This window comes from Psychrobacter sp. M9-54-1 (assembly GCF_016613355.1).
In the GTDB taxonomy this organism is placed as follows: Bacteria; Pseudomonadota; Gammaproteobacteria; order Pseudomonadales; family Moraxellaceae; genus Psychrobacter; species Psychrobacter faecalis.
In genome coordinates this window covers 1-10,949 of sequence record NZ_JADGFW010000010.1, presented here as the reverse complement: position 1 = coordinate 10,949, position 10,949 = coordinate 1, and the positions used below count along the sequence as shown (strand labels likewise).

General features: G+C 37.3%; 13 protein-coding genes and 1 other annotated feature. Of the genes, 10 read left to right on the top strand and 3 right to left on the bottom strand.

Annotated features, from left to right (window positions below; translation table 11 throughout):
• Positions 1-96: 96 nt before the first annotated feature.
• The 4 genes from IQ457_RS05020 (at position 97) to IQ457_RS05005 (ending at position 4,884) form a co-directional block, all read left to right on the top strand.
• On the top strand, positions 97-567 hold the full coding sequence (locus IQ457_RS05020; RefSeq protein ID WP_200662336.1) for a hypothetical protein: 471 nt from the start codon (positions 97-99) through the stop codon (positions 565-567).
• Positions 568-904: 337 nt separating this feature from the next.
• A complete protein-coding gene (locus tag IQ457_RS05015) occupies positions 905-1,915 on the top strand; it encodes a DNA cytosine methyltransferase (RefSeq protein WP_200662335.1) in 1,011 nt (336 codons plus the stop codon).
• 24 nt (positions 1,916-1,939) lie between these two features.
• On the top strand, positions 1,940-2,983 hold the full coding sequence (locus IQ457_RS05010; RefSeq protein ID WP_200662334.1) for a restriction endonuclease PLD domain-containing protein: 1,044 nt from the start codon (positions 1,940-1,942) through the stop codon (positions 2,981-2,983).
• Positions 2,983-4,884, top strand: coding sequence for a Z1 domain-containing protein (locus IQ457_RS05005; RefSeq protein ID WP_200662333.1), 1,902 nt, complete (start codon positions 2,983-2,985; stop codon positions 4,882-4,884). The genes IQ457_RS05010 and IQ457_RS05005 overlap by 1 nt, the downstream gene beginning before the upstream one ends.
• A 9-nt stretch (positions 4,885-4,893) precedes the next feature.
• Here IQ457_RS05005 and repM read toward each other — a convergent pair whose 3' ends face one another.
• Both repM and IQ457_RS04995 read right to left on the bottom strand, forming a co-directional pair.
• Complete coding sequence (gene repM, locus IQ457_RS05000) at positions 4,894-5,832, bottom strand: replication initiation protein RepM (protein WP_200662332.1); 939 nt, start codon at positions 5,830-5,832, stop codon at positions 4,894-4,896.
• 627 nt (positions 5,833-6,459) lie between these two features.
• Positions 6,460-6,834 (bottom strand): hypothetical protein, encoded by a 375-nt coding sequence (locus IQ457_RS04995; RefSeq protein WP_200662331.1) that lies wholly within the window; start codon positions 6,832-6,834, stop codon positions 6,460-6,462.
• A gap of 460 nt (positions 6,835-7,294) precedes the next feature.
• Between IQ457_RS04995 and IQ457_RS04990 the strand changes: the two genes are divergently transcribed.
• The 5 genes from IQ457_RS04990 to IQ457_RS04970 all read left to right on the top strand — a co-directional run bounded on the left by IQ457_RS04990 (position 7,295) and on the right by IQ457_RS04970 (position 8,901).
• Positions 7,295-7,705, top strand: a complete 411-nt coding sequence (locus IQ457_RS04990) for a hypothetical protein (protein ID WP_200662330.1) — start codon at positions 7,295-7,297, stop codon at positions 7,703-7,705.
• A 67-nt stretch (positions 7,706-7,772) separates the two neighbouring features.
• A complete protein-coding gene (locus tag IQ457_RS04985) occupies positions 7,773-8,033 on the top strand; it encodes a hypothetical protein (protein ID WP_200662329.1) in 261 nt (86 codons plus the stop codon).
• A gap of 103 nt (positions 8,034-8,136) precedes the next feature.
• Positions 8,137-8,337 (top strand): type II toxin-antitoxin system RelB/DinJ family antitoxin, encoded by a 201-nt coding sequence (locus IQ457_RS04980; protein ID WP_087039987.1) that lies wholly within the window; start codon positions 8,137-8,139, stop codon positions 8,335-8,337.
• Complete coding sequence (locus tag IQ457_RS04975; protein WP_207161697.1) at positions 8,334-8,618, top strand: BrnT family toxin; 285 nt, start codon at positions 8,334-8,336, stop codon at positions 8,616-8,618. The genes IQ457_RS04980 and IQ457_RS04975 overlap by 4 nt, the downstream gene beginning before the upstream one ends.
• Positions 8,605-8,901 carry a hypothetical protein gene (locus IQ457_RS04970; protein WP_242465361.1) on the top strand — a complete coding sequence of 99 codons (297 nt, stop codon included), beginning with the start codon at positions 8,605-8,607 and terminating at the stop codon, positions 8,899-8,901. Before IQ457_RS04975 ends, IQ457_RS04970 begins: the two co-directional genes overlap by 14 nt.
• An 18-nt stretch (positions 8,902-8,919) precedes the next feature.
• Here IQ457_RS04970 and IQ457_RS04965 read toward each other — a convergent pair whose 3' ends face one another.
• Positions 8,920-9,429 carry a plasmid replication DNA-binding protein gene (locus tag IQ457_RS04965; RefSeq protein ID WP_200662328.1) on the bottom strand — a complete coding sequence of 170 codons (510 nt, stop codon included), beginning with the start codon at positions 9,427-9,429 and terminating at the stop codon, positions 8,920-8,922.
• 261 nt (positions 9,430-9,690) lie between these two features.
• On the opposite strand from IQ457_RS04965, the gene IQ457_RS04960 reads away from it, so the two are divergent.
• A protein-coding gene (locus IQ457_RS04960) for an IS3 family transposase (RefSeq protein ID WP_200662327.1) occupies positions 9,691-10,910 on the top strand; the annotation gives its coding sequence in 2 pieces (ribosomal slippage) (positions 9,691-9,976 and positions 9,976-10,910; 1,221 coding nt in all).
• Positions 9,966-10,082 (top strand) — a sequence feature (AL1L pseudoknot). (Overlaps the previous gene by 117 nt.)
• Positions 10,911-10,949: the final 39 nt, after the last annotated feature.

Sequence of the window (10,949 nt, the reverse complement as noted above, 5' to 3'; positions counted from 1 at the left end):
TAAATCAGCCTCCGATAAAGTCGGGGCGGTTCAGTATGGCTTATCCCGAATTAGGACTATAATAAACTTATCACGACGAAATTAAGGATTATATATATGACTACAACTACATCAGAACTAAATACGCAGGATTTTATTGCAGAATTTGGGCAGCATGAGCTTGTAAGTGATTTTAGTGAAGAAGCTATTAATATCATTTTAAGCCAATATAAGCGTGTAAAAAGCGAAAGTAATGACCCAGATTCTATTTCTTGGGAGCCTCTCTTTAATGACGCCTTAGAGTGGTGTGCTTCGGGTGTTGTTTACGAGCTTAGCAGCGAAGTAAAAGAACATACTAGCGAAATTATTAATATGATTCGTACTGCTGATATTAGCATTAGTGTGGATGCAAAAGAAAAATTTGACAACTTGGAACATGATTTGAAGGATGAGGAGTTGCTACAATTTTTTAAACCTGAGCTGATGAAATCACCTGATTATTTTAATAAGGTTGCAGCCATTCTAGCTCGTAGAAACGAATTTACAAAACTTAATAATGGCAAGTATCTCATTTTAGGCGCTTATTGATTTTTGGTGGCCATTAAAAGCTTTCACTTAAGAGGTAATTGCAACCTTTTTGCTTATAAGGTACGGCTTAATTACTAACTATAGGAGAATAACCAAACGGACTTCTGGCAAATATAGCCTTATCTTTATACTATCTTGGTGGCCTTGTATCCTATTCATAAACTCTATAAATGCGAAAATTACTGTGCTGAATAAGATGATGATAAAGCTAATCCACTCTAAGTAGACGACGATATGCCTAAAAGACGTCATCTAGTGACGTGTTCCGAATACAATGGCAGTCTCATCCATAGTATAATGCGGCACTTTACAATGTAAAATCACAAGTGGTGTTTAAATGAATAAGCGTAATAATAGTCCTAAAATTATTTCTTTGTTTTCTGGGTGTGGTGGGCTTGATTTAGGCTTTCATCAAGAAGGGTATGAAACCGTATGGGCTAATGACTTTGATCATTGGGCTTGTGAGACATTTAAGAAAAACATAGGGGATGTAATAGTTGAGGGTGATATAGAACAGATAGATCCTTATGATAATAATTCTATTCCAGATTGTGACATCGTACTTGGGGGATTTCCTTGTCAAGATTTTTCTATGATATGGAAGCGACCAGGACTCGATGGTGAGAGAGGTAACTTGTATAAAAGCTTTCTGCGCGTAGTAGATGCAAAAAAACCAAAGGCCTTTGTAGCTGAAAATGTTAAAGGGCTACTAACAGCTAATAACAAAAAAGCTATCAAACAAATTGTTAGGGATTTTGAGAACATAGCTCCGGGCTATAAAGTTAAAGTTAAATTATATAACTTTGCAGATTATGGAGTACCACAGCTAAGAGAACGGCTTTTAATAGTTGGCATACGTTCTGATATTGACTTCGATTTTGAACATCCCAGTCCTACTCACTCTGCAAAAGATGACGATTTATTGCCTCATGTCACTGCTGGTGAAGCATTAGCAAATATTCCTAGTGATGCTAAAAACACAGAGCAGCAAAACTTAAGTCCAAAAACAGTTGAAAAACTAAAGCTTATATCAGCTGGTGGTAATTTTACTGACATACCAAAAGATCATCCTTTATATGTAAAAGGTATGATCAGTCATGTGTATAGAAGAATACATCCAGATGAGCCTTCAAAAACAATTATTGCCGCTGGAGGTGGTGGAACTTGGGGTTACCATTACCCTGAGCCTAGATCACTTAACAATAGAGAACGTGCAAGACTTCAGTCTTTCCCAGATGATTTTGAATTTGTTGGTACTATGACTCAAGTACGAAAACAGATTGGAAATGCCGTTCCTCCACAAGGTGTACGTGAGCTCGCTAAAACATTAAAGAAAATATTTGAATGATAGTTTTATAACCTAGAGGTCTCTATGAATAGTTTGGTTTTCTCCAATTTCTATCCAGCTAAGATTACTGAAAGTGATATTAATAAAGTATTACTAGACCTCATAAAGCAATCATCGAGGATTATCATAGCATCTGGATATATATCTAATGATGCTATGGTTGAGATAAGTAAAATCGTAGAGAATAATGCCGATAAAATCAAAGAGTTATCGATATTTATTGGTATGCACTATATAGAAGGGTTTACTAAGCAGCAGTATTATTCTTGCGTAAAGCTCAATGAGTTACTTATAAGTAAAGATATTGGTGGAATATACGTTTCACCAACCATGAAATTTCATGGAAAAATATATAGCTTCATTTCTGAAGAGGGGATTCATACAAGCCTAATAGGATCGGCTAATCTAAGTTCTTTCATTCAAAACTTAGAGCGCACTTATGAAACGATGCTTATAGCAAAAGATGACGACTTAGCAAAGAATATATACGACAAAAATCAAAAAATATTCGACAAATTGGGGATTAGGATTGATATAGCCAAAGCTATCCAAGAAGAAGACTTTATAAAATCGAGAATAGACCTATCAAGCTTCGATAATGTGAGTAAGATCGATCAAACAGAAGTATCAGAAATCTTAGATCAAGACTCAGAGTACTGTTTTGAAGTTGAGGTAAAAACAGAAGAAAAAAGCAATCTAAATGTTTTTTTTGGAAAAGGCAGAGTGAATACGAGAGGTTTTGAGGTTCCTAGACCGTGGTATGAAGTTGAAATTGTAGTTTCTAATAAAGTGACTACCCTTCCAGGGTATCCAAAAGATAAGACTTTTAAAGTAGTTACTATGGATGGATGGGTTTTTGAGTGTAAAACACAGGGAGACTATTCTAAAAATTTAAGGTCAACTGTAAGCCTTTCTATATTGGGTAAATGGCTCAAAGGACATCTAGAAATGAGTGGGTGTCTTAAAACTGGCGAAATGGTTACAGATCAGGTTTTGAGCGACTATGGTAGGAATTATTTGACGCTAAGATCAACCAGTCAGCCTGACCTATGGATAATGGAGTTTTGATGAATCACTTTAACCAATATATGGTCCAGTTTGAAAAAGATAAAGATTTTCAAAATTCAATCTTAAAAACCAGGGATGACTTCCTAGAAAAATCTAATGGTATTCATAAGGATTATATTAATTATTTGCTTTTAGGTAATGTCCAAAGCGGAAAGACAGCACATGTCTTAGGAATTATATCTCAGCTTGCAGACCAAGATATCAAGCTATTCTTTTATTTAACAACAGATAGTGTGGATCTACAAACCCAGACAAAAGATAGGATAGAAAAAAACCTATTAGGCTTTACGGTTCTAGACGAGAATGATCACCATTTGTTTGATGCTTCTATGAAAGGCAATAAGCCTCTAGTAATCGTTTTAAAGAAAAATAGCAGGGTCTTAAAAAAATGGCGAGATAGCTTACTTAATAAAGATTACCTAAAAAGCTATCAAAGCTATATCATCGATGATGAAGCTGATGCTGCTAGTTTAGACACAAATCAATCAAAGAAAACCGCTAAAAAAAGTAAGATTAATGAACTTTTAAGTGACATAAAAAGCTCGACTATTCAGTGTTTCTTTATACAGTTAACAGCCACACCACAGTCAATTTTATTACAGTATAATTCTTCAAGCTGGAAGCCAGATGAAGTACAGTATTTTAAGCCGGGAGAAAAATATATAGGTGGAAACTTTATCTACACCGACCCTCCTAGTAATGTTGTAAAATTTATAGATTTCGATATCTCTGAAGTTTATGACGAATCTGCTGTGGTAGATAATGACTTATCTAATGCGGTTTTAACATTTCTTATGACTTGCGCAGAATTTGAAATTAATGGAAAGGGTAACTGTAATTTCATGATTCACCCCAGTCATAGAACAGAAATCCATTCTCTTTTCGAAAAAAAGATTAAAGAAGTTTTGAACCAAATTGTATATACCATAAACTATCCTGAAGAACATTCTTTGAAAGACCTAGTCAGAGAAGTATGGTTAGATCTAAAAGCCACAAAACCAGATATAAATCATGTAGACGATTTGTACTCGAAGTTCATAGAGATAGTACAAAGAGAAGAAATAAAGATACTAACCATTAATTCAAAATCAGATGATGAGCTGAAATTAGATTCGGGCTTCAATATATTAGTAGGTGGCAACGTCATAAGTAGAGGGTTAACAATCCCTAAATTACAGACGGTCTACTACTGTAGAAGCTCTAAAAAACCTAATGCGGATAATTTTTGGCAACATTCACGTATCTTTGGTTATGATCGAGAAAAATCCTTAATACGCCTCTTCATGCCTCAATATGTATACAAGTTTTTTACTCACTTAAATGATGCAAATAATGCTCTGATCGAACAAGCGTTAGATAGAGATAATAATAACTATCAGTTTTTCTATCCAGACAACATATCGCCAACTAGAAAGAATGTTTTAGATAAGGATTTTTATGTCATTAAGGGTGGAAAAAATTATTTTCCTTTATATCCAAATGAAAATAACTTAGTAATAACTAATGATGTTCTGGCTGTAATTAACGAGCTTTACAATATAACAGAAGACGGGGTTTTGGAACTCTCCGCAGATGATTTGATAAATGTATTGGAGTCATTAGGAAGCTTTGATGTTATCGATTGGGATTTAAGCACTTTTATACAAAGCATAAAAGTGCTGTCTACAAAAAGACCTACAATGAATAATATTCTAATATTAAGGTATGATCGAAACCTGTCGAAAGGCACAGGCACAATGCTTTCACCAGATGATAGGAACTTAGGTAAAAGATATAGCAGTGATATAGTAGTTACTTTATACCTTATCAAAGGAAATAAGGATAAGGGTTGGAGTGGCACCGATTTTTGGATGCCGAATATCAAACTGCCTGAAAACTTAGATTTTTGGAATGCTAAATAAGTATAAATTCTAGCATTCAAGATACTCTCTAATCGGACGCTTCTTAAATTGAGAGGCGTCTTTTTTAAGGCGATTAATCATCTCAAATTCCCATGCTTTAGGATCTTGACCTGCTGGACTGGCAGAGCTTACCAAATGATTATAATCCGCTATAAAGCTAGGGTTGCGGGTAATACGTCCTAGTTGCTTATCGCTAAGTCCTTTAATAGCAGTTATACCGCCATCATTAGCAATTTTAGCAGCAACTTTTTCTTTACTTTTTTTTGCTTTAAACTTGAATGTAAAGCTTGTAATGACACGCCCCTGTTTGTGCTGTTCGTATTCAGCAGTAATATCAGTATGTTCGTTGATTTGAGTGATCGCCAAGTCTAAAACTCGTCTTTTAAAGGCTTCTATTCGTTGATATTCATCTACCAATCCCAGCTTTTCGCGCAGTTCCACAAGTGATATCTGATTGGTTTTACCTACCGACCTCCATTGAATAATTAACTCATATAGTCTAATTGCATACTCACTCTGCAATCCTACGACCTGCTTCAATTCATATTCCGTGTAACGCGCTTCAAGCCTCGTAATTAAGGGTATTACATCACTTGCAAATACTAACTCAACACAACCTAAATCATCAATATAGCCAATCTTATCCACCCAACGACTTTTATAACGTCCTACCTTTCCTGAACGTTCATCTATCTTACTATACGCAAAACCTGCCTCGTACAACCCTTCCACTGCTCTTTTCATAGCTTCATAAGATGTATGTTTTTCTACATTAAATTGTTTGGTATAGCTTTGCGCGTAAATTCTTAATAATCCTCCAGCTTCTATTAATGTTTTTTGTTCCCTTGCCTCGATAATGGCTAAAAATATTAAGCGTTGTTCAACTACTCCTAAGCTATAACTCGCACCAATCAAGGAATTATCCTTAGTAACTAATTGTTTAGACATTTACATATTCCAACCCATTTTTAACAACTATAATCCAATAATGCTATTAAAGCAACAATTCGAAAAATTAGTTGCTTTATGGGTCGTAAAACGTTGCTTTATGGGTCGTAAAACGTTGCTTTATGGGTCGTAAAACGTTGCTTTATGGGTCGTAAAACGTTGCTTTATAGAAGGCGAAAGTCTTTTATGGAAAGCGTTTCAGAGGACGTAAAAGCTTTTAAAAGTATTTAAAAATATTAAAAACCTTTTTGGTTATTAATAATTAGAGTGACAAAAGAAAAGGCTAATAAAGATAGCAATGAATTCAATATTAGTAATTTCAAATAATTTAAAAAGAGAGGTCAAAGCACTAGTCAAATAGAGCTAATAACATCGTATTAAGCTCCCTGTAAGGTTCTAAGTATCGTTTGGTATAGTTGCTAGGTAAAATTTTTTCAATCTCCTTAGACGGCTTATATGAGCTTGCACAGTTTCATGGTTGTTTATATCAACTAAAATCTTCGAAAGATCGTTAGAATCCCAGTGATTTTTATGACTACGCTATCAAGGATCAATCTCTTATCATCAAATAGCTTCTCAAAAAAAGCCCTTGTATCAGCTGATACAAGGACAATATATATTTAATTATTAATCCAAACTATTGTATGCTTTTATTCCTGCTTTATCGACCAATCTTTGAGCATTGGCGACCTTATTAGGTGCTGCCACCTCTCTTAATATTAATAAGGATTCTAGCACTATCGGCATCAAAGCCTTGATCATATCATTCTGATTTGATGGACTCTCTACTGCCCTTGACCCTTCGTTATCCGACTGCAATAAGTGCAGAATCTCACTAATATCTCCTTTCATGAATTGAAGATCTTCAAGAAAATTATTGGTATCTGACTCCAGCTTTTTCTTTAAGTAGCCACCAGGCGTTTGCCCTTCCTCTGCTGCTATCGCTTCTAGTTTTAGGTAGACTTCAGGCTTTAATCTAAATGATACGGTAGGGGTGCTCATAATTATCCTTGTTTGCAGGTTGCATACAGTAATATATCATATAAATCAGACACTTAAATTAATTTTGTTTGCACTTTGCATGCAGAAATAAGTATTTTAGATCAGGTAAGTTACTGATTTAAAATGCTTTTTTTCATCCTGATAGGGTGCGTAAGGTGTAGTCATTAAATTGGATAATTTAATGACCAAAAAGCAGGTAGAAAAATCGGTTATTTTCTACCTGTCGTAAGCCTTTTTAGCTAAAAAGGCTTATAAGAGCGTTACGGTAGCAAATCGTTAGCAAAAGGATAGCAAATCGTTAGCTAGATATGAGCAAATTATGAGCAATTACTGTATGATTGATTAAAAGTTAGCAAATCGTTAGCAAAAGGGTAGCAAATCGTTAGCTAGATATGAGCAAATTATGAGCGTTTTTATAATTGAGATAATTGACTTCAGGAATAGATGGAGATAGGAATTTATGGCTAAGAGAACAAAGTTTTCCAAGTTTCGTGATCTTTATGAGGTGATCGAAGAGCTAGCTGTTTCATATACCTATGAAGGTGTGGTTGAGATATTAGCTGAGCGCCATGACCTCATTCTAACGACTGGCACACTGACCAATTATCTTTACCGCTATAGAAAAGAATCAAAGGAATTGTCTGTCGCTACAGATAATTCTAATGGTAAGATTGAGATTAAACATGAAGCTTCTGAACAAACTTTTGTTGATCTGAAAGGTGGTAAACCGATTCAAGAGAGCGATACAGATATTGATGATGATTCTGAAAGTGACAACCAAGACGATGAAGAAATAGATTACGATGCTTTGTTAGAGGAAATGAAAAGAAAAGCTGTAATCAAAAGCAATAAATCACTTCTTGATAGGTAAGTTATTGATAGTAAATAAATAAAAATTTCATAAAGGGACATTTTCCGAGTGTAAAAAGGAGTGATTTATGAGTATTGAAGGTATATCAGTAGCAAGTAACCATTTTATGATGTTTGAAGAGGCGCAACGAGAATACCACCGTCAAATGGGGCGTCTTAACACCTTTGGTTTAGAAAACGAAGCTCATAGCGATAGCATACGTAAAAAGATGTTTGAGCTAAAAGATGAGGAACGTTTGCTAAGAGAATGTAGCGCGAGCGAACTCTATGTCATACAAAAACAGCTAGAACAGAAAATTGATGATTTCCTGCGTGGATTAGATGGGTAGCGCGTTACTATCACTATTGTGAAAGACCAAAACCCTAAAATTATTGAATTAGCATTACTTATCGCTTATATTAAATGTACATAAATAAGCGATAAGTAATGCTATGAGCACAACCAATTATAATATTCGTTTGGATCAAGAGCTAAAAGACAAGGCGTTTTCGGTATTAGAGGGCTATGGTTTAACGCCTTCGCAAGCTATTAAGTTATTTTTGCATCAGGTAGCCGAAACTAATAGCATACCGCTGACTTTTGATTATCAGGCAATGCCTAGCACCAATACGCTTGAGAACGGTGAACAATGATTGAATTTGAGTGGGATGAACAGAAAAATAGCAGTAATCAACGCAAACATGGCTTATCCTTTGAAGAAGCGGCTCGGGTATTTTTTGATCCTTTGTGTTTGCGTCAACAAGACCGATATGAAAATGGTGAAGAGCGGTGGCAAGCGCTTGGCGCAGTAAATGGGGTGGCGGTATTACTGGTCGCTCATACTCAAAGAGATAGTGAGGGTGGTGAGGTTATTCGTATCATATCAGCACGACCTGCCACCAAGGCTGAAAGGAGGTTCTATGAACAAGGTTAGCTATAAAGCAAATGAATTGCCGTCTTTAAGCGCTGAGCAAGAAGCCAATTTGCAACGATTGGCAATGCTTTCAGATGAGGATGTTGATTTGTCTGATATTCCTGAAGTCACGGACTGGTCGGGCGCGACCCGTGGAGGCATAGTGTCATCTGATTCTATGGTCAGTGCCAGTATCGTGAGTCCTAGTATCATTGCTAGATTCCAGGATAAGGCGAAGAAGACCGGTGGAAACTACCAAGATATGATTAACGACGCGCTAGAAGAGTATCTGTTAGATCATTAGTCGATAAAATCACAAAGTCTAAAACTCCCACCACTTTTTCTTTTTCTGGGTCGTCGTTACGGCTGAATTGTCTGTTTTTTCTTTCTCTTGTGAAATTGGCGGCTCATAGCCCTGCTCAGACTTTTTAAACTCTAGCAGTCTCACCTGAGCAAAATCTTGGATACTGGCGTTGGCTTTATCCAGTGTTTTGTTCAACTGTGCTATCTGCTCTTGATAATTCTCTATCAACTTCTTTTGATCGCTTACCTGTTGGCTTAAGTGTTCATTCCTGAGCTTTTCAAGCGCTAATAAATGTTCAATGTCTGTATTGTACTGAACGTTTTGATTGTTCAGAGGTGTGCTTTGAACAGTGTCCACTGAATGTTCAGTACGTTTTTTAGAAATGGGCTCACCAAACACGCGCAACATTTCTGAAACGTCTATTTTCTTGTCTGCGGTTCTGGAAAGCTCACCGTTATTGACTTTCTGATAGATCGTCGTTCTTGAGACACCCCATTCTTTTGCTGCTTTCGTCACCGATATGTTCATTATTTACCTAGTGTTCAAGTACGTTTTTAGCAAATGTCCAGTACAACTGTCCAGAACGTTCAGTGAACAACTATGGCATTAACTTTTTTATAAGGCAAACTAAACCGTTTCAGGGTTATAGGACATAACATAATTTTCATACTTAATTTCATTACAAAATGAGGCGACCGACCGACAACTACATTGTAGATAGCATCAATGTCTTACAGTATGAACCGCCCCGGGATTGTCGGAGACCTAATATTCTGAGAGAATACGACAATGAAAAGACAAACCTATACTCCTGAGATTAAAGAACGCGCCGTTCGCATGCTGATTGAAGCGGCAGGCGATTACCCCTCCACCTGGTCAGCTATTCAAGCCATTGCTCCTAAGATTGGCTGCACGCCTGAAACCCTGCGATCGTGGCATAAAAAGCACATAGACCAAACCATTCCTGCCTCAGTACAAGCCCAAAGCCAAGAGCAACGTATTAAAGAGCTTGAACGCGAGAATAAAGAGCTCAAGCAAGTTAATGAAATCATCAGAAAGGCCGCGGCTTTTTTCGCCCAGGCGGAGCTCGGCCGCCCACCAAAGTGATGGTCGATTTTATTGATGATCATAAAGATAGTTACGGGGTCGAGCTGATCTGTAGAGTACTGCCGATTGCTCCATCAACCTATCACCGGGCTAAAGACTTAGAAGAATGCCCTGACAAGCGCTCATTACGCAGTCAACATGACGACTTCTACATCAGTGAAATCAAACGCATCTGGCAGGACAGCAAGTGCCGTTACGGTGTGCGTAAAGTCTGGCAGCAGATGAAAGCTGACGGATTAAAGGTTGCTCGGTGTACCATAGAGCGATTAATGAAGCAGTATGGTATGCAAGGCGTTTGGCGTGGTAAGGGTAAGATGACCACCACCAGCCGTGATGACCAAAAACGCGCTGATGACTTGGTCAATCGTAACTTTAATTCCCGTCGTCCTAATCAGCTCTGGGTGGCAGACTTTACTTATATCAAGACGATAAGCGGCTGGGTGTATACCGCTTTTATTATTGATGTGTTCGCTCGTGCCATTGTGGGCTGGAAAGTATCCAATCGCATGAACACCGATATGGTGATGGCCGCGCTCAATCAAGCGATAGCAGATAGGAATAATCCCAAAGATGTGATTCATCACAGTGATCGCGGGGTTCAGTATTTATCCATTCGCTACACAGATAAGATGGCTGACTGCGGTGTGATTGCCTCTGTTGGCACTACGGGTGATTCTTATGACAACGCACTGGCTGAAACGGTCAATGGGCTGTACAAGTCTGAGGTGATTCATTATTTGAAAGAGAGCTGGACTGGCGTCAACGATGTTGAATTAGCAACCCTTGAATGGGTAGACTGGTTTAACAAGAAGCGTTTGCATAGCACGATTGGTTATGTGTCACCTTTTGAGTTTGAAAAGCGGTATTATGATAATTTAATCCTGTCAGGCATTGCTGCCTGACTAAAGTAAATCAGCCTCCGATAAAGTCGGGGCGGTTCA